Source organism: Alteromonas sp. BL110 (genome assembly GCF_003443615.1).
Lineage (GTDB): Bacteria > Pseudomonadota > Gammaproteobacteria > Enterobacterales > Alteromonadaceae > Alteromonas.
On record NZ_CP031967.1, the window covers coordinates 4,087,935 to 4,111,011 of the forward strand.

Consider the following 23,077-nt stretch of genomic DNA (forward strand, 5'->3'; position numbering starts at 1 on the left):
AATCAAGAGGTATGCCAAGAAGAAAAAAACCGCGAACAGGGTCGCGGCTTTTAAAACTTTAACACTTAAACGTTAACTAAATTTTCCGATGAGCGTTTATTTCATCGTTACAGTCAACATGGGTGCATTACCATCGGGCCCGGCAACCTTAAACTCATACAGGCCCGACTCCGCTATTTCAATCATCAAATTGTTATTGCTCGCTCCCAAAATTTTAGGTTCACCTGGCGTGACGATATTACTTGCTGCATCATTAGGATTACCAAGGTTTACCGTTGACCAATCTTCAGAGGCAACTTTAAATTCAATGCTACCTGCGCTTAATTCGATGTCAGCGGTGTAAACACCTTCTTCTTGATATTCAAACATATCAACTGCGCCCCAACCGTTCATACCACCACGGATATAAACTTGGGTGTCTCCCCAAAACGCCTCTTTAAATACACCAATGGTAGGTGCGTCTAAGTCGGTTACGTTGAACACGAACACATAGCGATCAGCTGTTTCAATGTTTAGAACAAGATTGTCATTACTCGCAGCCAACCCAAGAGTTTGCCCCGGTGCTAAAATGCGATCGGCATCGTCGGCAGACAAAGCACCAAAGTTCACTGTGCTCCAGTCTTCAGACGCAACTTTAAACTCGTAAGTGCCAGGCTCAATATCTCGAGCAAAAGTATAGATACGACCACCTTGGTAAGAGAACTCATTCTCTGTACCCCACCCGTTCATTGCACCACGAAGGTACACAGGCGTTCCAACGTAGGGTTCTTCGTTTTCAACCATTAATATAGGCGCTTCGCTGTCTGATGCATCAACGGTAAACAGGTATGTCGCACTGATATCAGGTGTAAACGACAAATTAGTATTAGTGCGAGCAAGTACTTTCTCTTCACCTGCTACCACCACCCCTTCTTCACCATCGCCAGCACCAAAGTTCACGGTGCTCCAATCTTCAGAAGCGAACTTAAACCCATAAGTTACACCACCTTCAAGCACAGCAGTAGCCGTATATACACCGTCACCTTGATAAGTAAATGCATCATCCGTTGACCAGCCGTTCATGTCTCCGCGAAGATACGCTACGGTATCACCGTAAGGCACTACATCAGGCGCGCCAGATGTTGCATACGCTAAAAGACCGTAGCCTTGAGCACCAGACTGTGGCTTAACAAACACAGCAATAGTCAGTGCAGGTACAGTAAATGTTCCGTTACCGTCTTCACCCTCAACAAAAGTTGCACCACGCACCGCGGCATCAACTGAGTTCATTTGTGTTGCGTGAAGTGAAAAGCCGGTTGCTGTATTTACAGTAATAGATTTCTCATCGTAACCCGTGTTAACCAGAACCATTACCGCATCGTTCATTATATCTAAGTCTTGACGAGGTACTTCGCTGTTATCTGATACACCATCGTCAATACTCATGGCGATAAGACCACGCTGTTGGCGTGAACCAATATTGTGGAACCCAATACGGTCGATAATGTCTTCTGCCGTGGTTAACCTAAACAAAGGGCTGGTCATTCTGATGTTTAGCAGCTCAGCAAATACGTCTGATGCAAACATAATATCTGCCATAGACGCTGCACGATTCGGGTTGTAAATGAACTCCCCCATTTCTTCCCAACGGGCTTCATTGTCTTGTGCTAACGGTAAGCCTACATTCCAATTGTTAGTCTCGTATGTGAAATCTACATAGTTAAACCAATCGCCCGAGTCGTAGGTGTTTCGGTCCATTGATTTAGAGCGAAGCATGTCGCCCCCCATTTGCAGAAATGGAATACCCTGAGACACAAGGTTTATACCCATTGCTACATTTTGTGCACGTACTCGCTGTTCTAAGGTGATGTCCTCTGGTAGCGCGTAGTTTAATTGGTCCCACAAAGTTTCATTATCGTGTTTAGACACATAGTTAATGATGTCTGCCGGGTCTTCTGCATAGCCGCCCAAGTTACTCGTTGCACCGGCACTACCTGAAGAGGTTTCCAATACATAGTCTTTAAGCGTACCAATCATGCCCATTTTTACACGGTCTTGTGCACTTAACAGCCCATCATCTTCGGGTCGAAATATAGCGCCCTGACGAATAGCTTCACGAATGCGATCGTTATAAGTACCAATTTCAGTACCGGCCATATTGAGCTGGCTGGCTTGCTCGTAACCGCGGTCTATTTTGGTCCAACCCTCGCCATAAAAGTAGTTGTCTTCATCAATTGCTTGAACAGCATCACGAAGGCGTACCATGGTATCTTTGGTTGCCTGACTCATGATGTCAAAACGGAAAGAATCGTACTTGTAGTGTTCAGCCCACATAAGTAATGAGTCTTCCATGAATTTTTCCATCATGACATTACGTGGCTCAGTGTCATCGCAGCAAGTTTCGCGAACAATCGCCCCACTATCTACTTCATAGCGGTGGTAATACCCTGGTACAGCTTTATCGAAAACAGACTTACTGAAAACACCAGATGCATTGGTATGGTTATAAACCACATCGAGTGCAACACGAAGTCCCATTTCATGCAGCGCTTGGATCATAGCGCGCATTTCTACAATACGTTCAACACCTTCAGCACTTGATGCATAGCTACCTTCAGGCGCATTAAAGTGATGAGGATCATACCCCCAGTTGAACGTATCTAGATTGCGTAAGTCATTAGTCAACTGCTGTGCTTTACCCGCTTGTGATAACGGGTCGTAAGCGTTGTAAACGTCAATCAACAATGTGTCCGCGCTTTCTTCTTCACATACTGCAGCACTGCTATTTAAGCGACAAAGTTTGCCCACTGTATCGTACAAATCAACAGTGTTGGTTGGGTCTTCATCAATAGTTGCGATATCATTCGCCGGAAGGATATGGAAATAGGTTAGCCCTGCTTGTACTAACTTTTTCAGATGCTCAACCGGTGCCGTTCCCTCTTCGGTAAAGGCAAGGTATTTGCCACGATTTTCTTCGGAAGTAGACATATCGCGTACGCTGAAATCACGTATGTGACCTTCGTAAATAACCGCGTCTTCATAATTTTCTACCGTAGGAATGGTGTGAGTATCCCACCCATCAGGTTTTAAATCTTCATCGGCAAGGTTTACAAAGCGTGAGAAACGACCGTTTGTGCTAAGCGACACAGAATATGGGTCTGTTACAAGCAGGGTTTCTACGTTACCTGTAATAGGGTGATATACCGTAACTTCATAGCGATAAAGCTGACGGTCTAGCGACATATCGCTTTCATAGCGCCATACGCCTGACGCGTCATCACGTACCATGCCTATACGCTGACTTAACGTTTTATCATCGTTATAAAGCAAAAGGTCGACATTCGAAGCGGTAGGCGCCCACAGCGCAGCGGTAATACCTTGGTCTGTATAAACCCCGCCAAGTTGTGCCTCGTCGGCATCATCTTCACCCATGGTGTAAAGTGCATCAATTGCGTTTGCCAATTGAATACCGGTTGCTGCTACAAGTGCACCGTCTGCATCATATCCTCCAACGACCGCTTGTGTCGTCAGTACAGTTTTCGCATCTTCAACCGACCAGTCTCCTTCCCACGCCTGCATCGAAGATAAATGCGGTGCGCGAGCAGATTGCTCTTCGGTAAGTGTTGTACTCATCAAAGGCACTTCAGTACCGTTGATTCCCTCTTCTAGGGTGCTCTCTAAATCAGCTTGAGCTGAATAGTGAAGTTTCACTTCTGATACAGTTTCGGGAACATCCCATAAAATGGTGTTTGTATCTAACCAATGGGCACCAAAGCCTTCTATATCAACCGGCTGTGGCCCAAGCGACATGATCGGGAATTCAAAAATCGTTGGCTCGCCCGAAAGAGTAAAGTTCATTCGCACAAAAGTTTCATCGTCTTGTACTAATGAACCTTGGAAGTCACCGCCCCCTAATTCTTTACCTGCATCATCAGTACCTTTGTGAATGATGAAGTTATGACAGCTGCCGTAACCTTCTTTAAGGTCTAATATCCAATAGGCCCCATAGTTCGGATCGATACCGCTATGAATTCGACCGTTCGCCCAATCCGTGTCTGCGTCAGCATAGGCATCACATTCGTCATTGTTCCAAGTATGTAGTCGCCATCCTTCATAAGCAGCGTCGTTACTAGAATTATCCGCGTCTACCGCAGCGCGATTGTAATATAGTACCGCTTGATTAGATGACGGGGTAAATACAGGCGCAGGTAGACTCGGATCGGCCCCAGCTTCACACGCGTCGTTTGCTTCGTTAGGAACAAGCGGTGCGTCACATTGAATAGGAGGCGGCGGCTCGCAGGCCGTTCCTGCTGCATTAGGTACATTGGGCACTTCACAAGTAAGCAAATCGTTTGTGCCTGACTCTACGCCAGAACCGCCGCAACCCGTTAGTGTATAAGCGCCTACTAAAAGTAACGCGGTCCGCACTACTTTCTTTTTAGTAAACATAAAATTCTCCTGAATATTTTCGCTGTTTCTGGCGACCGAACGTTTTTGTGCGTCGCCAAATAAATTACCTAAGATGTTGTTTTTCATAGTTGGTATGTCATCCCTAGGTAATATTGGGTGCCAAAGTACTGAATAGTGCCGGTTTGCTCTTGTGATGCGAAATAGCTTTTGGTTGGCTCATCCGTTAAATTGTTTACTTGAAACAGAACGCTCCAATTGTCGTTAATTTCGTAAGACGCTTGGTAATCAATAACCAGTTCGTCATCAAAGTTAACAACCTGATCGTTAACCGCTACTTGCTGAGATACGAAGGCATCGCGATAGCGACTAGACAGGCGAGTTTCAAACCCTTCGTACTCCCAGAAAACGGTTATTGTTGCGACATTTTCAGATAGCCCTGGTAAATTAGCGGCATAAACGCCATCGCCAAGGGTGCGCTGAATTTCACTTTCTGTATAAGAGTAGCTTGCGCTAACCCCTAAACCTGACCATAACCCAGGTAGCATGCTGTAAATTTGCGTGTAGGCGACTTCTAGTCCTCTAATGTAGCCACCTTCTGCGTTATTTACCGCAGTGCTATAGCTACCATTTTCTGTAGGCACAGTAACAAAGATAGGATCGCCGTTTTCATCCCTTGCTAGTTCAGCTTCTTGCCCTGCAAATTCTGGGGTTAAGTAGACTGGAACGCTTACGTTGTCTGGAATGACTACGCCGTTTGCTTCAAAGTCGTAAGGCTCTATCTCAATGTCTTCTACAAACGACTCAATGTCCTTATAGAAGCCCGCTACAACCAAAGCACCTTCTGTATCTGAGAAGTAATATTCCCATGACACATCGTACTGTGTAGCGTAAAACGGCTCTAAGTACGGGCTATTTCGGGCATTACCACTGACCCTTGCGGTAGGGTTTGATAAAGTAATTTCACCTGAGTCTCTGTCTTGGAACGCAGTAACTGTTTCAATAGTAGTAGACGCATTCGCCGCAAAACGGTTAATTGGCGCTCTTCCCATTACTTTTGCTGCCGCTACTCGAAGTTGAGTATCATCGTTTAGTTTAAAGTTCAGGTTAATAGAGGGCAGTACATCTGAATACTCGTGGCTGATTAACGCTGGACGGTAAAAATTATTGATGAGCCCTACGTCATCTGTAATGTTTTGTGCGCCTGCTGTTGGGTCGCTTACCTCAACTGACGTACCCGTTTCTAAGTCTTGAATAAGCTGGGTAGCACGCTGCAGTGTAGTTGAGCTTTGCTTGCTTTTAACGTATCTAACACCGATATTACCTGTAACAGGAATACTGCCAATTTCGGTATTGATGTTTGCCATTAAGTAAGCAGAGTTTACGGTTTCAAATACATCACCGCTTTCTTGTAGTGTCCACGCTGTCGCCGGGCCTGTTCCTGGGCCATTAATAACCCCAGCAGCTCCCGGCCCCCATGTTTGAACAGGCTGCGGTCTACCTTCTGGGAACCAGGCATTAAGCGCACTGTTTAAATCCACTGATAAATAGCTTGGGAAATATCCAAAGTCACCGCTCCAATCTACTTGCTCGGCCATTTCAGACGTTAGCTGAAGCGGCGGTTGACTGACTGAAAAGGCACTGTCATTACCGTATTCAAAGACAGAGCGATCGTTGTTGTACTCCCGATCTGAATAACGATACCCAAATTCAAAACCAGAGATGATTGGTACGTCTACGTAATACTGGAAGTCGACACGGTATGCATCTAGCTCATCTTTGTTTTCAAATGGATAGATACCGTACTTGCTCACCATGACGCGGTCTAAATCAGTAAAGGCATCAGTTTGATTAAAACCAATATCGGGCAGATTTAAGCCGTTTAGCAAATATGATATTTGAACGTTTTCATCAAACACTGGGTTGGCAACTGTCGCATCTTCGCCTACAAGCGACCATAACAAGCCGTTTCTAAAGTCACTTTCAGCACTTGAACGAGATAGGTCAAACTGAACCGCTAAATCCGGCGATATTTCCCAGCTAGCATTAACACCTAAATTTGTAACACTATCGAAATCTTGATTGTCGTCGTTTACCAGTTCAACTCGGGTGAAGCTATTTTCTGTGCGAGAAAAAGTACCGCCAACGACGCTGTTGTTAACTACAACCGGGTTAGTAATACCCGCATTAATACCGCCTAACTTAACGCGAAAGCCCCGAGCAAATGCTTCAGAATCAAATTTTGAAATGAAGGCATCAGCTTTTAAAGTAAACGTATCGATAGGCGCCCATTCAAACGCCGCAACGTAGCCATCGCGCGTTTCTTCACCGCCCTTGTGCTGCATCTCAAAACCTTCTGAAATGAGCTCACAGTTTGAACAATCTGCCGGACCGTCGGTATCCCCTTCTAGACCATCAACATCTACCTGACCGTTATAAGCTAAACCGATGAACTGCGTAGAAACACTTGGTTGGAATAGACGGGCATAGCCCAAAGACACACCTAGGGTATCGTCTAGAAACTTGCCTTGATAAGAAAAGCTTAGTCTATGACCGTATTCTGTAGCATCGCTTATTTCGGATGCTCTATCGTTATACATACCACGCATGTTGGCGCTGAACTTATGCTGCTCTTCTATGGCCAGTGGTGATGCTGTTTTTAGTTCTACCGTACCTGCAATACCGCCTTCAATAAGCGATGCTTTGGGAGATTTATAAACCGCTGCCTCGCTTATCAGTTCAGACGGATATTGGTCAAACTCTATAGCGCGACTTCCACTGGTGGATACCTGCTCTCTACCGTTTAACGTAGAAAAAACAAAGTCGCCTGATAAACCGCGAATATTTATTTGTGCTGCTTGTCCGCCGGTACGAACTGCCGAGATACCTGGCAAACGTGTCAGTGCATCAGCCATAGATACATCTGGGAGCCCGCCAAGGTCATCTGCAGATATTTGCTCAGAAACCGTGTCAGAGAAACGTTTTTGGTTGAGTGATTGGATTAAGCTGGTACTAAAACCACGTACTTCGATACGCTCTAAGGTATCTTCTTGCGGTCGTTCAACTTCATCTGCGGGTGTGTCTGGTGACTCTTGGGCATAGAGCGGAAACGCACTAAATGCGACCCCACTACTGATCAAGGCCGCCATGATGGTGCTGGGTTTGAATGTTTTCATTGGTGTCCCATCCTTGTTTATTATCGACATTTTTAGGAATACCACACCCAAAAATGCCTCTTATGGAATACCAAATACTACTGGTTTGTATAAAAAGGGAGCAATGCTATGCATACGTATTCATTTACATATGCGCAACATATATTTAATTTTCATTATTTTTTAGCCATTTAGTTAACACTTTTTTATCAGAAATAAAAAAGCAGCCATATGGCTGCTTTGTTGAATTCACTTTTATCTCACCCGCGTGTGCATCAAAAATGCATCGAATAACGTAGAAAAACTCCGAAAACCTACCTCAGTGAACGCTTGTACTTCGCAACCATTCCATTTATGTAATCGTCGTGTGAAGGCAATTTAGCAATAGGCTCTCTTTTGAGCTCCAGTAACTTTGTTAACATTTGGCTTAATTGCGCATCGGGTACGCTATTCACCAAGCCATGGTAATCCTTAGGCATTACGCCCTGACCGTATAAGACTTGAAGCCAAGAACTTTCAAGGAAAAGGTCGTTCTGCTCTCTCTGAAGCACGCCATTTTCTTTAAAAAGTTCAATCTTATGGGCTAAAGAGTCGGGCAACGTGATGTTGCGCATATCGTTAAAAAAGGCGCTGTCCGTTCTTTCATTCACTGCATAATGTAAAACCAGAAAGTCTCTTATTTGTTCAAATTCCACTTCTGACTGTTTATTGTATTCGTCAATTAGGCTCTTTGTCACACCGTTGTGCGGAAACAGCTGAATTAGACGCACAATTGCTGATTGAATAAGATGAATGCTTGTTGATTCTAAAGGCTCTAAAAATCCACTTGATAGACCTACCGCCACCACGTTTTTATACCATTGCTTTCGTCTTCTACCGGTTGTAAATTTTATCAACTTTGGATCGGCAAGCGGTTTAGTATCTAGGTTTGATAATAAAGTGTCACAGGCTTGGTCGTCGCTTATATAGCGAGAACTATAAACGTGACCGTTACCATTCCTATGCTGTAACGGTATTCGCCATTGCCACCCTGCTTTGTGTGCTATGGAGCGCGTGTACGGTGCGGTGTGTTTGTGCCTTTCAGACGGAACAGCCAGCGCACTGTCACAGGGTAATAAGTGAGACCAGTCGTCATACCCCGCCCCTAGAGCACCTTCAATCAACAAGCCTTTGAAGCCGGTGCAATCTATAAATAAATCGCCTTCAATGACTTCTCCACTTTCCAAATGAAGCGCTTGTATATATCCGCTGTCAGTAAAACGTTGAACACGAGCAATCTTGCCCTCTACACGCACTACGCCCATTTGTTCGCTTAGCTTTCGCAAGTACTGCGCATACAAACTGGCGTCAAAATGGTATGCAAATGGAAGTTCTAAAACGGGGTCTTTTGCATTAATTTGAGCGAACTTTCCCGCTTCCGCCGCGAGATAATTAAGATCATAATCCCACAAATCGTTTTCTAAACCTTGTTGGCGAGCCTTCACCCAGTAGTGATGGAAATGACAAAACGCCATGCTTCTGCCAGGAGCTCCGAAGGTGTGGAAGTAACTTTCTCCTTTAGTCTTCCAGTTCTCAAAACGAATAGCGAGTTTAACCGTAGCTTTAGTGTCGTGAATGAACTGAGCTTCGTCTATACCCAATACTTGATTTACGAGTCGAATTGGGGGAATGGTTGCTTCTCCAACTCCAACTGTACCTATGGCTTCAGATTCCACAAGGGTAATTTCAATAGCCTGTCCAAGCAGCTTTTTCAAAAGTGAAGCAGCTAACCAACCTGCAGTACCGCCTCCTGCTATTACAACGCGGTTTATAGATTTTTTTAGAGGGGTAAACATAAACGTCTCGAATTTATCAGCTACTATTAACTATTTTTCTTTATACAAAAAAGAAAAGCCACCGTTTGCTTTCTTTTAGCATAGGCTAAAACAAAAAGCAGCAGGTGGCTTTACACACACGAAGTGATTAGAACTTGTAGTTGAAACCTAACAAGTAGTTTGTTCCGTACGTCTGGAACTGTGTAATTTGGCGCCCGTCAGCAGCAGATGCTTGAATGTCGTCCTCGTCAGTTAAGTTCTGCGCCTGAAGCGTTACACGTAAACCCTCTAGATAATCGATACCAGATTCGCCAAAGTCATAACCAATCTGAGCATCAACAAGCGTTCCGCCCTGCTTAGTTGCGTCAACTAACGCAAGACTTAAACCTCGCTCTTCTGTCAAATATGGGTCGCGCTTTGTCGCAGCTAAACGGAACTCGAAACCGTTGCTTTCGTAGAAGAAAGTCATGCTGTAAGACTCTTCAGAAAGGCCTGGAATTCTTGTCTCACTTTGACCTGGCGCTGCATCAACTTCACCGTCCATGAAGGTGGCGCTTGCAAATAAGCCAAAGCCTTCTAGAGATTCATGCACTAGGTCGAATGGTAGCGAGCCCTGTAATTCGTAGCCACGTACAAAGCCTTCAAAGCCGTCTAGCACGCTACCTACTTGACCTTCAAATAGCACTGGTGCTTGGCCTTCAGAACCTTGATGAAGCTCTGGAATATAGAAGTCAGTAAAATCAGCTACTAGCGATGTACTACGGTGCCAGTTTTTGATGTCTTTGTAGAAGAAAGACACTGCGACGTATCCCGTATCAGCGAAATAGTTTTCATACGCTAAGTCGAATTGATTCGCTTCAAGAGGACGAAGTTCTGGGTTTCCAGCACTACCGCTCCAAGGACCGTTTTCAATGTCCGTGCTTTCAATTTGGTTATCGTTGAATGAAAAAGTTACCTGTGTATTCGGGCGCATATCATCCATACGCGGACGAGAAATCACTTTACTTAAACCTAGTCGTACAAACTGACCTTCTGCGACTTCAGCAGATAGGTTCAAAGTTGGTAGCACATCTGTGTAGTCAGCTCCACCGCTAATAGGATTAGCAATCGTGTAACCTTCTGTATCTGATGTAGTTGAGAAACCTGTAGACTGTTGGTCTGCATTTACAACTTGAACACCTACATTACCGCGTACCCAAATATCACCGAACTCCATTTCTAGGTCCAGTTTGGTATAAAGCGTAATGAGTTCTTCGTCCACCGTGTAGGTATCACCTAAGCGGTCGTTTTGAACGCGGCTTGCATCGCTCTCAATGTAATATCCGCTTTCATATAAACCCAGTGAATCATACGCTAAAACACCTTCGATACCGATGAAATCAAGATTTGCAACACCTAATACATCTGGGATTGCTGCATCATTTGGATAGGTAGGGGCTGTTAAGTATGCACCATTGTTATCTTTAGATTTTGATCGGTCAGAATATACTACCCCTGCCGAAAGACCAGTAATCACACCCCAGTCTACATAACCTTTTAGGTCGAAGCGCAATGTATCTAGCTCTTCTTCAAAAACAGGCTGGTTTACAAAACCGTCTTGACCGTCAGACTCTAATAGAGGCGGCGCGCCCCATGCTTGTGGACCAGCTAGCGTAATAAGTGCGGGGTCAGTTAAGTCAACTGGAGCAATAGTTGGGTGATCTGAAAACACTGCGCCTGTTGACGTCATTTCCCAACTACGGGCGGTAAGAGGACGCCCATCGGTTCCAGCTCGACCAACACCTGAGTAACTTTCTACGTCAATAATCTCTTTTTCTACTTTGCCTGTAGAATAATCAACTTCTAATGTCCAAGAATCGTTAATCTGGTATTCAGCATTGATACCTACAGTAGTTAGATCAGCTTCCTGCCGACGGGCGTCGTTTCGCACAACACTGTAGAAACCGTCAGAGTATCCGCTAGTGACAAGACCGTCTTCAACCCCAGTAATGGTATAAGCACTGGTGCCCCACTCTGCACCACCTTCTTCAAGACCGCGCCGAACATCGTCTTCAACGAAATCGATGTAAAGCGCATCAAGCTGAATATTTAATCTGTCAGTAGGCGCCCATTCGACTACAGCGGCGAATGAGTCACGCTCTAACATGGCTGAGCGCACGAAAGAATCATGACCACCAAGTACAACTGTATCCTCTGGTACGTCTACAGGGTCGAGTTCACGGCGCTCATTATCAAAATTAATACCCGCGTATCCCCAGCCACGAAATTGTTGTTCTTGACGAGGCGATTCCATTGTTGCAACAGTTAGTGCCAAACCAATGGTATCATCTGCGAATTGGTCGACAAAGTTAACAGAAACACGGTGGCCGTCATTATCAAAATCAGGGTTCGGAGAGTCTTCAGCGTTTTTCTCGAACGTACCATTTACGGTAAACGTGCTTTCTGCTGTGAGGGGCTTAACCGTTTGAAGGTCAATAGAGCCACCGATGTTTTGCGTGGTCATGCCCGCTTCTGGCGTCTTGTATACCAAAATGTTTGAAATGATTTCCGTAGGATAGAGGTCAAACTCAACCCCGCGGTTGTCACCCATCCCCAAAAGCTCACGACCATTTAAAGACGTCCCAACGTAGTTTTCGTTGAAACCGCGGACCGAGATACCACTTGTACGACCGTTACGGCGCTCACCAGTAACACCTGGTAAACGTGCAATCGACTCTGCAATACTTGTATCTGGTAGCTTACCAATGTCTTCAGCTGAAAGCGCTTCAACAATAGACGTGTTATCCATTTTGATGGCTTGAGCACGCTGTAGGCTTCCGCGTATACCGCTCACCTGAATAACTTCCAGGTTAGCTTCATCAACAGCATCAGCATTTGCTTCTTGAGCAAGTGCAGGAGCGCTACCAAACGCCATGCCACCAGAAATAAGCGCAGCTTTAATTAGGTTGGGTTTAAATTGTTTCATAAAACGGGTGTCCCATACGGTTATAGTTGTTGTCTTTTTGTTGTTCTTATGACAAATAAATGACAATACATCTCACGGGGACAATGCTATAGATGCCCTGAGTTTTGCACAATTGCCTGCATACGTATTCAATAAAATATATGCAACACCGTTTTAACAAGTCGCGATTTCAAAGTGATGTAATTTTACAACATAAACCGGACTTAACAGTCTATATGTAAAATTTTTATGAAATTATGTTTCATGCAAACAGTGTCCTTATGCTCGGAAAAAAGATATGCAAGCAATGTCGATACTAGGTCTAATAAATAGTAGAAAGGGTATTAAACGCGTGATTTGTTACTCTTACTAATAGCCAAAATACTATAAAAACCTATTTAACAGTTTCGTGTAATTCAAGGCGACTTAAAGCAAGAAAGCCTCGTAAAAACGAGGCTTTCTAGAGATGGTAGCTAATAACGGCCTACTAATTTTTAATCAACGCCGAATCCACACTTCTCTGCGGCTTGCTTATAAGCTGACGAAAAGTCCTTACCCATTTTGATAAAACTTTCACTGGTATAGTGCCAAGGGTCATCGCCGTATGAGTATGTGTCAGTGTTAGACATAAAAGTAGCGCAACTGTCTGACTCAACAAAAAGCTGCTGCGCTAAATGCACCCTTTCTATGTAAGGCATAATACCCTCGTCGCCCATTTTGGAATCGGTGATTTTGCCAATAACAACAGGTAAATCATCGGTTCTTAACGCTGCACGGAATAACTGCATTAAAGAAGTAAGATTATTTAGATATGCATTGGCCGATTCTTCGCTTGCATGGGCATCTGCTTCGCCTTGCATCCAAATAACACCCATAGGTTTAAGGGTATCTGATTCACCATCCCCGTCGATATCAGTGAAGGAATAGGCATTGTTAATCGTTTCTAGAGCGTAGTCGTACTGGTTAAGACCTTTGCCTTCATTAAAATTAGGGTACCAGTTGCTGTAACCCGTATTAAGCGCAAGGCCAGTTCCCCCAACCGCATACTTTATTATAGCAATTTTTTTGTCTGGATATTGCTGCTGGATTTCTTTGGCAAAGGTTAATTCTGCGCCAAATCTATCAGAAAGCATGTTAGTTTTGCCGAATGATTTAAAACCTGTACCGTGTCCAGGTTTGAGCTTATCCCACTTACCTACACCGCCGTTGGCTTGATTATCGAAAACACCGTTTCCATGAAAAATCATTACATCCTGCGTCTCTTTAAAATCTTTTGGTAGATCCGATACATATCCATAGCCATCCATATTAGATTGACCTGCCATAAAAAAAGTCAGGTATTCATCAGCTATAGTTGAGCACGACAACAAGGAAATGAAACAGGCTAACGTAGTTTTTTTCATAGAAAATATCTTCATACTATTTGGTTAACCAAAATAGAGTACTTACAAACGCTATCTTAACAAGGTGAATACGATTGCAAGCAATCTAAAACGCCGCAAATTTTGATGCAGATATAAAAAAGCCCGCCTAAAGCGGGCTTTCAAACACATTAATAAGCGTTAGCTTACCAACCTGTTGTTTCGCGTAGCGCTTTGCCGATTTCAGCAAGTGAGCGTACTGTTTTAACGCCTGCGTCTTCTAGTGCTTTAAATTTCTCATCAGCAGTACCTTTACCGCCTGCGATGATTGCACCAGCGTGACCCATACGCTTACCTGGAGGAGCAGTAACACCAGCAATGTAAGAAACAACTGGCTTAGTTACGTTCTCTTTAATGAACGCTGCCGCTTCTTCTTCTGCAGTACCACCGATCTCACCGATCATTACGATAGCTTCAGTTTGAGGGTCGTCTTGGAACATCTGAAGGATGTCGATGAAGTTTGAACCAGGAATTGGGTCACCACCGATACCAACACAAGTAGACTGGCCGAAACCTTCATCAGTAGTTTGCTTAACCGCTTCGTACGTAAGCGTACCAGAGCGAGAAACAATACCTACTTTACCAGGCTTGTGGATGTGACCAGGCATGATACCAATTTTACACTCTCCAGGAGTGATAACACCTGGGCAGTTTGGACCAATCATGCGAACGCCTTTTGCTTCTACGTATTCTTTAACGTAAAGCATATCTAGCGTTGGAATACCTTCAGTAATACATACGATTAGCTCGATACCCGCATCTGCAGCTTCAACGATTGAATCTTTACAGAATGGAGCTGGTACGTAGATAACTGTCGCAGTTGCGCCAGTTGCTTCTACCGCTTCGCGTACAGTATTAAATACTGGAAGACCCAGGTGCTCAGTACCGCCTTTGCCTGGTGTTACACCACCAACCATTTGCGTACCGTAAGCAATTGCTTGCTCAGAGTGGAAAGTACCCTGACCGCCAGTGAAACCCTGGCAAATTACTTTAGTATCTTTATTAATTAATACAGACATTATTTGCCCTCCGCTGCAGCAACAACTTTCTGCGCTGCATCAGTTAGCGATTCAGCAGCAATGATATCAAGACCAGAGTTCGCTAGAACGTCACGGCCAAGCTCTGCATTGGTACCTTCAAGACGTACAACTACTGGCACTTCTACACCAACTTCTTTAACTGCACCGATAATACCTTCTGCAATCATGTCACAGCGTACGATACCACCGAAGATATTAACCAATACTGCTTTAACGTTGTCATCAGAAAGGATGATTTTAAATGCTTCAGCTACACGCTCTTTAGTCGCGCCGCCACCAACATCTAGGAAGTTAGCAGGCTTGCCACCGTGTAGGTTAACGATGTCCATTGTACCCATTGCAAGGCCAGCACCGTTAACCATACAACCTACGTTACCGTCTAGTGCAACATAGTTAAGCTCCCACTGAGCCGCGTGAGCTTCACGCGCGTCTTCTTGTGAAGGATCTTGCATGTCTTTAAGCTTAGGCTGACGATATAGTGCATTACCATCGATACCAACTTTCGCGTCAAGGCAGTGTAGGTTACCGTCAGTTTTGATAACTAGCGGGTTAATCTCGATAAGCGCAACGTCAAGCTCTTCAAACATCTTGGCTAGGCCAAGGAAGATTTGAGTGAATTGCTTAATTTGAACGCCAGAAAGACCAAGAGCAAACGCCATTTCACGTGCTTGGTAAGGCTGAGGACCTACAATTGGGTCGATTTCAGCTTTAAGGATTTTCTCTGGAGTCTCTTCTGCAACAGTTTCAATCTCAACGCCACCTTCAGTAGATGCCATAAATACAACGCGACGGGTTGTACGGTCAACTACTGCACCAAGGTAAAGCTCGTTAGCGATATCTGTGCACGATTCAACTAGGATTTTGCTCACAGGCTGACCATTTTCGTCAGTCTGGAAAGTCACCAAATTTTTGCCTAGCCAGTTTTCCGCAAAAGCGCGAATGTCGTCTTTGTTTTTAACTAGCTTTACACCGCCAGCTTTACCGCGACCGCCCGCGTGTACCTGACACTTAACTACCCACTCTTCACCGCCGATGCGGTCAGCCGCTTCTACAGCACCTTGAGCAGTGTCTGCTGCGTATCCTTCAGAAACAGGCAAGCCGTATTCTTTGAATAGCTGCTTACCTTGGTATTCATGCAAATTCATGGTGTTTCTATCCGATTTTTTTATGAGACAAAAGTCGCAAATGCGACTTGATTAGTTTGACTGATATTATAGGGCAAATATCAGCGTTGCGTTAGGCGCTAAGCAAGCATACACAAGCTTAACGCCTAACCACAATTCCGTGAGACGAAAGTCTTAAACGTCTAGTAGTAGACGTGTTGGATCTTCAAGCATCTCTTTAACGGTTACCAAGAACCCTACTGATTCTTTACCATCGATAATACGGTGGTCATAAGAAAGCGCTAGGTACATCATTGGTAGAATTTCTACCTTACCATTAACTGCCATTGGGCGGTCTTGGATTTTATGCATACCAAGAATTGCACTTTGTGGCGGGTTAATGATTGGTGTAGACATTAGTGAACCAAACACACCACCGTTGGTGATTGTGAAGTTACCACCTTGTAGTTCAGCCAATGACAGCTTACCGTCACGACCTTTAAGTGCTAGTTCTTTAATTCCTTTCTCAACACCAGCCATGCCTAGTGTATCAGTATCTTTAAGTACTGGAGTCACAAGGCCGCGAGGTGTAGATACAGCAATAGATACGTCGAAGTAGTTGTGATAAACAATGTCATCACCGTCGATAGACGCGTTAACTTCAGGGAAACGCTTAAGTGCTTCAGTTACCGCTTTCACGTAGAAAGACATGAAGCCAAGACGAATACCGTGACGCTTCTCGAAGCTTTCTTGATACTGTTTACGAAGATCCATGATTGGCTTCATGTTTACTTCGTTAAACGTTGTAAGCATTGCCGTAGAGTTTTTCGCTTCAAGAAGGCGGTTAGCAATCGTCTTACGAAGACGTGTCATAGGAACACGCTTCTCGGTACGATTGCCTGTTGGCAATTCTGCTGGAGCAGACTCAGAAGCAGAAGGCGCAGCCTTAGCAGAGCTATCACCGCCCTTAAGGTACTTTTCTACATCTTCTTTAGTGATACGGCCATTTTTACCTGTGCCTTTCACCTTAGCTGCATCTACGCCTTTTTCAGCAAGTAGACGGCGTACTGACGGGCTAAGTGCATCGCTGCTTTCGTCGTCATCACTGTCATTACTTTCGCTTGATGCTGAAGCAGAAGCGCCACTTGCAGCACCTTCTACAAACTTAGCAATAACTTCTTCAGCGGTTACAGTTGCACCTTCTTCTGCAATAATTTCTGCAAGTGAACCGTCTGCAGGAGCAACAACTTCAAGTACTACTTTATCAGTTTCGATATCAACCAGGTTCTGGTCACGAGAAACTGCTTCGCCTACGGCTACGTGCCACGTTGCAATTGTCGCATCAGCTACAGATTCAGGAAGAACAGGAACCTTAACATCTGAAGTTTTACCAGACGCAGCCGGTGCAGATTCAGACTTTGACTCTTCTTTAGATTCACTGTCAGCTTTTGGCGCAGAAGAAGCGGCAGCTCCTCCCTTCTCTAGTTTAGCAATAACTTGCTCGCCTAAAACTGTTGCACCCTCTTCGTTTAGGATCTCACCAATTGTACCGTCCGCTGGCGCCACAACTTCTAAAACTACTTTATCAGTTTCGATATCAACCAGGTTCTGGTCTCGTTTAACTGCGTCACCGGCCTTTACGTGCCAGGTTGCAATGGTGGCATCGGCAACTGACTCAGGTAGAACCGGAACTTTTATCTCAATTGTCATTACTGTTCCTTATTTAATTGTGAGTGCGTTTTCAACCAGGGCTTTCTGTTGCTGGTTGTGAACGGATACATAACCTACTGCAGGTGACGAGGATGCATCACGACCTGCATATGTTAATTTTGCACCATCTGGAATCGCTTGCCAGAAGTGGTGTTGGCTACAGTACCAAGCGCCTTGGTTTTGAGGCTCTTCTTGACACCAAACCCAATCTTTTACGTGGCTGTATTGTGCCACAACTTTAGCGCATTCTTCTTGTGGGAATGGGTAAAGTTGCTCCAAACGAACGATTGCAACGTCTGTTTGCTCATTTTTACGGCGTTGGTCTAACAAATCGTAGTAAACCTTACCTGAACACATGACAACGCGTTTAACGTTCTTAGGATCGATATCGTCAATTTCACCAATGACATTATGGAATTTACCTTCCGCTAGTTCTTCCAACGAAGATACAGCCATTGGATGACGTAATAATGACTTGGGCGACATCACGATAAGTGGTTTGCGCATTGGGCGAACTACTTGGCGACGAAGCATGTTGTAAACTTGTGCCGGTGTTGAAGGTACACATACTTGCCAGTTGTGATCAGCACACATTTGCAGGAAACGCTCTAGGCGTGCTGAGCTATGCTCTGGGCCTTGACCTTCATAGCCATGTGGAAGTAATACAGTTAAGCCACATAAGCGGCCCCACTTAGCTTCACCTGAGCTTAGGAATTGGTCGAATACAACTTGCGCACCATTAGCAAAATCACCGAATTGCGCTTCCCAGATTGTTAAGCACGTAGGCTCTGCAGTGGCGTAACCATATTCAAATGCCATAACCGCTTCTTCAGAAAGAACAGAATCGTAAATTTCGATTTCACCCTGCCCTTCTCGAATATGCTGTAGAGGCATATAAGTAGAAGCATCAGTTTGGTTGTGAAGCACAGCATGGCGATGGAAGAAGGTACCGCGACCAGAGTCTTGACCAGTAATGCGAATGTCTTCGCCAGCGTCAACAATTGTGGCATAAGCTAAGTTCTCAGCCATACCCCAATCAAGCTTCTTCTCGCCAGCTACCATGGCCTTACGGTCTTGGTAAAGCTTGTTAACACGAGATTGTAGCTTGTGACCTTCAGGAATTGTCGTTATTGACTCGCCAAGTTCTTTAAGCTTCTCAACCGAAAGTGCACCGTCGTATGGTGTATCCCAGTCGTGACCAAGATACGGAGACCAATCTACACTGTGCTCAGTCATTGGACGCCACTCTTCAACGACGCATGCGCCGTGATCTAGTGCTTCACGGTATTCTTCTAGGTAGCGATCTGCGTCACGTTGTTCAATAACACCTTCAGCTATAAGCTGGTCAGCATAAAGAACACGTGGCACCGGGTGTTTTTTAATTTTTTGGTACATCAACGGCTGCGTGGCATTAGGCTCATCCGCTTCGTTGTGACCATGACGACGGTAACAAACTAGGTCAATTACCACGTCTTTCTTAAACTTATTACGGTATTCAAGCGCAAGCTGTGTAACAAAGGCGACCGCTTCTGGGTCGTCAGAGTTCACGTGAAAAATTGGCGCCTGTACCATTTTAGCGATATCAGTACAGTATTGCGTTGAACGAGTGTCTTCCGTTTTCGATGTAGTAAAACCGACCTGGTTGTTAACCACAATACGTACGGTACCGCCTACAGCAAAGCCACGGGTTTGCGACATGTTGAAGGTTTCTTGAACTACACCCTGACCGGCAATCGCTGAGTCGCCGTGAATAGTAATAGGAAGTACGGTATTAGTATCGTCGTTGCGGCGAGCAAGACGCGCACGTACTGACCCCATTACTACTGGGTTAACAATTTCAAGGTGAGACGGGTTAAATGCTAGCGCTAAGTGAACGTTACCACCAGGCGTTGCAAAATCTGAAGAGAAACCTGCGTGATATTTAACGTCACCCGCACCTAGCGAGTCATCGTGCTTACCAGAGAATTCATCAAACAGTACCGATGGATTTTTACCCAAAACGTTAACCAGCACGTTCAAACGACCGCGGTGAGCCATGCCAATAACAACTTCTTTGGTACCTGCTGTGCCCGCCTTGGTGATGAGGCCTTTAAGCATAGGAATTAGTGCGTCACCACCTTCTAATGAGAAACGCTTTGCACCCGGGAATTTAGACCCCAAGTATTTTTCCATACCATCAGCTGCGGTTAGACCTTTAAGAATGCCTAGTTTCTCATCGCGAGAAATTTCAGGCTTTGCTTGAACAGATTCGATTTTCTGTTGTAACCAACGCTTTTGTTCTGTATCGGTAATGTGCATGTACTCTGCACCGATAGAACCGCAGTAAGTGCGGTTAAGCGATTTGAACAGTTCACCTAGTGGCATAGAGTCTTTGCCAATGGCATAAGAACCTACATTAAATACTGAATCGAAATCTTTTTCAGAAAGACTATGGTGAGAAAGTTCTAGATCGCGCACACGCTCTTGTTGCCATAGACCGAGTGGGTCTAAGTTTGCGTGTTGATGACCGCGGAAGCGGAATGCATTAATTAATTGAAGAACTTTAACTTGCCTATCGTCTGACACATTCGCAGAAGGCACGGACGGACTAGACATGCGGGCTGTAGGCCCTAACGCAGCAAGTTGCCTAAATTGATTTTTGATAGTTGTATGATTCGTTTCTAACTCTACGCCATCGACTTTGGGGAGGTTATCGAAGATTTGTCGCCAATTTTCAGAGACGCTTTGAGGGTCTTCTAAATAGGTTTCATACAACTCTTCAACATAGGCAGCGTTGGCACCTGCCATGTGCGAGGAATCCCACCACGCTTTCATCACGCTTTCTTGCATTTAATTTGCCTTGCTACGTTTTATAAAATCTAGTTAACAATCAATATGTATTATAAGGTTATTCTCAGCATAACCAAGTGTTATAACAGCGAATATATAAAAAAATAGCCATCCTTGTGGGATGGCTATTTAGAGCATCACTTTCTGTAACTATAGGAAGTTATCAGAATATAGTACTAAACAGCCCGTTGTAAAAGCATAGACTTAATTTGGCCTATGGCTTTTGTTGGGTTTAAGCCCTTAGGACATACACTCACACAGTTCATGATACCGTGACAGCGGAATACGCTGAACGCATCATCAAGGTCGTTAAGACGCTCTTCAGTCGCTGTATCACGGCTATCGATAAGAAAACGATAAGCGTGAAGCAAACCAGCAGGACCGATGAACTTGTCTGGATTCCACCAAAACGAAGGGCATGACGTTGAACAACATGCACAAAGAATACACTCGTACAGACCATCAAGTTTTGCACGTTCCTCAGGCGACTGTAAGTGCTCGCGCGCTGGCGGCTGCTTGCTATCGTTGATTAAGAACGGCTTAATCTTTTCGTACTGTGTATAGAACTGCGTCATATCAACAACAAGGTCACGTACAACAGGTAGACCTGGAAGTGGACGAACTACTATTTTACCTTTGCCCAGTGCAGATAGAGGGGTAATACATGCAAGGCCATTTTTGCCGTTCATGTTTACACCGTCTGAACCACATACACCTTCACGGCAAGAGCGACGGAAAGAAAGCGTCGGATCCTGCTCTTTAAGTGCAAGTAGCGCGTCTAGCACCATCATGTCTTGACCTTCCTCTACTTCTAGAGTGTAGTCTTGCATGCGAGGCTTCGCATCTACTTCAGGGTTATAACGATAAATCGAAAAAGTTAATTGCATGATCGTTGCCTCTCTTAATATGAACGCACTTTAGGCGGGAATGCTTCCCTAAGCTTAGGCGCCATATTCACTTCACGTTTAAGCATTTTATCAGTGTTCGGATCGTAGATGCTGTGGCATAACCAGTTATCATCATCACGTTCCGGGAAGTCGAAGCGGCTGTGAGCACCACGACTTTCCGTTCTGAAGTTCGCTGCTACTGCTGTGCTGTACGCAGTTTCCATTAGGTTATCAAGCTCTAAACATTCAATACGTTGAGTGTTGAAGTCTGAACTCTTATCGTCAAGGCGTGCATGCTTAAGACGCTCACGAATTTCGCTAAGCTCCTTAAGACCTTCCGCCATGGCTTCACCTTCACGGAATACTGAGAAGTTAAGCTGCATGCATTCTTGCAAGTCTTTCTTAATTTGAACAGGGTCTTCGCCCTTTCCTTTCTCTGAATTTTCCCATCGGTTGAAACGTGTCATCGAGGCTTCTAGGTCAGACTCAGACGCGTCGCGTGTTGGTGCCATTTCAGATAATGTCTTACCAAGGTGTAAACCAGTCGCACGACCGAACACAACAAGGTCAAGTAGTGAGTTACCGCCAAGGCGGTTAGCACCGTGTACGGATACACATGCAATTTCACCACATGCAAATAGACCGTTAACTACCTTGTCATTACCGTTTTCATCAACCGTTAGACATTGGCCATCAACGTTTGTAGGAATACCACCCATCATGTAGTGACAAGTAGGAATTACTGGAATCGGCTCTTTAACTGGGTCAACGTGTGCGAATGTACGAGATAATTCAAGAATACCTGGCAGACGAGATTCAAGAACGTCTTTACCAAGGTGGTCAAGCTTAAGCTTAATGTGCGTACCCCAAGGGCCTTCACAACCACGACCTTCACGAATTTCAGTCATCATTGAACGTGCAACAACGTCACGACCTGCTAGGTCTTTCGCGTTTGGAGCATAACGTTCCATGAAGCGTTCGCCGTCTTTATTTAGAAGGTAACCACCTTCACCGCGACAACCTTCTGTTACCAATGTACCTGCGCCAGCAATACCCGTTGGGTGGAACTGCCACATTTCCATGTCCTGAACCGCTACACCTGCACGTAGTGCCATACCAACACCATCACCGGTATTGATGTGCGCGTTTGTCGTTGAAGCATAGATACGACCCGCACCACCAGTTGCAAGAACGACGGCGCGCGACTTAAAGTAAACGACTTCGCCAGTTTCGATGTCGATTGCAGTACAACCTACAACGTCACCGTCTTGGTTTTTCACTAAGTCCAGTGCGTACCACTCAGAGAATACCTTTGTCTTGTTCTTTACGTTTTGTTGGTAAAGAAGGTGAAGAAGCGCGTGACCAGTACGGTCAGCTGCAGCTGCTGTACGTGCGCCCTGCTCGCCACCGAAGTTTCTTGACTGACCACCGAAAGGACGTTGGTAAATTTTACCATTCTCGAAACGAGAAAAAGGTAGGCCCATGTTCTCCATTTCGATAATAGCTTCTGGACCGGTTTTACACATGTACTCGATAGCGTCTTGGTCGCCGATATAATCTGACCCCTTTACGGTGTCATACATGTGCCATTCCCAGTTGTCTTCGTGTGAATTACCTAGTGCTACGGTAATACCACCCTGTGCAGACACAGTATGAGAACGGGTTGGAAATACTTTAGACAACAGTGCGCATGATTTACCAGATTCTGAAATCTGTAGTGCTGCGCGCATACCTGCACCACCTGCACCAATTACAACTGCATCAAACTCGTGAACGGGTAAACTCATT

At 44.9% G+C, this 23,077-nt stretch carries 11 protein-coding genes; all 11 read right to left on the reverse strand.

Translation table 11 applies throughout. From position 1 onward, the window contains the following. Positions 1–96: 96 nt before the first annotated feature. The 11 genes from D1814_RS17790 to sdhA all read right to left on the reverse strand — a co-directional run bounded on the left by D1814_RS17790 (position 97) and on the right by sdhA (position 23,076). A complete protein-coding gene (locus D1814_RS17790) occupies positions 97–4,428 on the reverse strand; it encodes an alpha-1,6-glucosidase domain-containing protein (protein ID WP_162889868.1) in 4,332 nt (1,443 codons plus the stop codon). An 83-nt stretch (positions 4,429–4,511) separates the two neighbouring features. Beyond that, a complete protein-coding gene (locus D1814_RS17795) occupies positions 4,512–7,562 on the reverse strand; it encodes a TonB-dependent receptor (protein ID WP_118494928.1) in 3,051 nt (1,016 codons plus the stop codon). 293 nt (positions 7,563–7,855) lie between these two features. After that, a complete protein-coding gene (locus D1814_RS17800) occupies positions 7,856–9,376 on the reverse strand; it encodes a tryptophan halogenase family protein (RefSeq protein ID WP_118494930.1) in 1,521 nt (506 codons plus the stop codon). A gap of 127 nt (positions 9,377–9,503) precedes the next feature. Further along, a complete protein-coding gene (locus tag D1814_RS17805) occupies positions 9,504–12,320 on the reverse strand; it encodes a TonB-dependent receptor (RefSeq protein ID WP_118494932.1) in 2,817 nt (938 codons plus the stop codon). Between the two features lie 473 nt (positions 12,321–12,793). Next, entirely contained in the window at positions 12,794–13,702 is a 909-nt protein-coding gene (locus tag D1814_RS17810; protein ID WP_162889842.1) for a sialate O-acetylesterase, read from the reverse strand. A gap of 164 nt (positions 13,703–13,866) precedes the next feature. Continuing rightward, entirely contained in the window at positions 13,867–14,739 is an 873-nt protein-coding gene (sucD, locus tag D1814_RS17815) for a succinate--CoA ligase subunit alpha (RefSeq protein ID WP_025255209.1), read from the reverse strand. Further along, on the reverse strand, positions 14,739–15,905 hold the full coding sequence (sucC, locus tag D1814_RS17820; RefSeq protein WP_025255208.1) for an ADP-forming succinate--CoA ligase subunit beta: 1,167 nt from the start codon (positions 15,903–15,905) through the stop codon (positions 14,739–14,741). The genes sucD and sucC overlap by 1 nt, the downstream gene beginning before the upstream one ends. 153 nt (positions 15,906–16,058) lie before the next feature. Then, a complete protein-coding gene (odhB, locus tag D1814_RS17825; RefSeq protein ID WP_118494936.1) occupies positions 16,059–17,573 on the reverse strand; it encodes a 2-oxoglutarate dehydrogenase complex dihydrolipoyllysine-residue succinyltransferase in 1,515 nt (504 codons plus the stop codon). Between the two features lie 9 nt (positions 17,574–17,582). Then, positions 17,583–20,402, reverse strand: a complete 2,820-nt coding sequence (gene sucA, locus D1814_RS17830) for a 2-oxoglutarate dehydrogenase E1 component (RefSeq protein ID WP_118494938.1) — start codon at positions 20,400–20,402, stop codon at positions 17,583–17,585. A gap of 176 nt (positions 20,403–20,578) precedes the next feature. Continuing rightward, the gene (locus tag D1814_RS17835; RefSeq protein WP_012518362.1) at positions 20,579–21,289 is read right to left on the reverse strand and encodes a succinate dehydrogenase iron-sulfur subunit; all 711 of its coding nucleotides are present in this window, start codon (positions 21,287–21,289) and stop codon (positions 20,579–20,581) included. Between the two features lie 14 nt (positions 21,290–21,303). Further along, a complete protein-coding gene (gene sdhA, locus D1814_RS17840) occupies positions 21,304–23,076 on the reverse strand; it encodes a succinate dehydrogenase flavoprotein subunit (RefSeq protein WP_118494940.1) in 1,773 nt (590 codons plus the stop codon). Position 23,077 lies beyond the last annotated feature (1 nt).

Excerpts from the sequence above, each read along its gene's own strand:
- D1814_RS17790 (WP_162889868.1), bottom strand. The coding sequence starts at position 4,428 with ATGTTTACTAAAAAGAAAGTAGTGCGGACCGCGTTACTTTTAGTAGGC.
- D1814_RS17795 (WP_118494928.1), bottom strand. The coding sequence starts at position 7,562 with ATGAAAACATTCAAACCCAGCACCATCATGGCGGCCTTGATCAGTAGT.
- D1814_RS17800 (WP_118494930.1), bottom strand. The coding sequence starts at position 9,376 with ATGTTTACCCCTCTAAAAAAATCTATAAACCGCGTTGTAATAGCAGGA.
- D1814_RS17805 (WP_118494932.1), bottom strand. The coding sequence starts at position 12,320 with ATGAAACAATTTAAACCCAACCTAATTAAAGCTGCGCTTATTTCTGGT.
- D1814_RS17810 (WP_162889842.1), bottom strand. The coding sequence starts at position 13,702 with ATGAAAAAAACTACGTTAGCCTGTTTCATTTCCTTGTTGTCGTGCTCA.
- sucD (WP_025255209.1), bottom strand. The coding sequence starts at position 14,739 with ATGTCTGTATTAATTAATAAAGATACTAAAGTAATTTGCCAGGGTTTC.
- sucC (WP_025255208.1), bottom strand. The coding sequence starts at position 15,905 with ATGAATTTGCATGAATACCAAGGTAAGCAGCTATTCAAAGAATACGGC.
- odhB (WP_118494936.1), bottom strand. The coding sequence starts at position 17,573 with ATGACAATTGAGATAAAAGTTCCGGTTCTACCTGAGTCAGTTGCCGAT.
- sucA (WP_118494938.1), bottom strand. The coding sequence starts at position 20,402 with ATGCAAGAAAGCGTGATGAAAGCGTGGTGGGATTCCTCGCACATGGCA.
- D1814_RS17835 (WP_012518362.1), bottom strand. The coding sequence starts at position 21,289 with ATGCAATTAACTTTTTCGATTTATCGTTATAACCCTGAAGTAGATGCG.
- sdhA (WP_118494940.1), bottom strand. The coding sequence starts at position 23,076 with ATGAGTTTACCCGTTCACGAGTTTGATGCAGTTGTAATTGGTGCAGGT.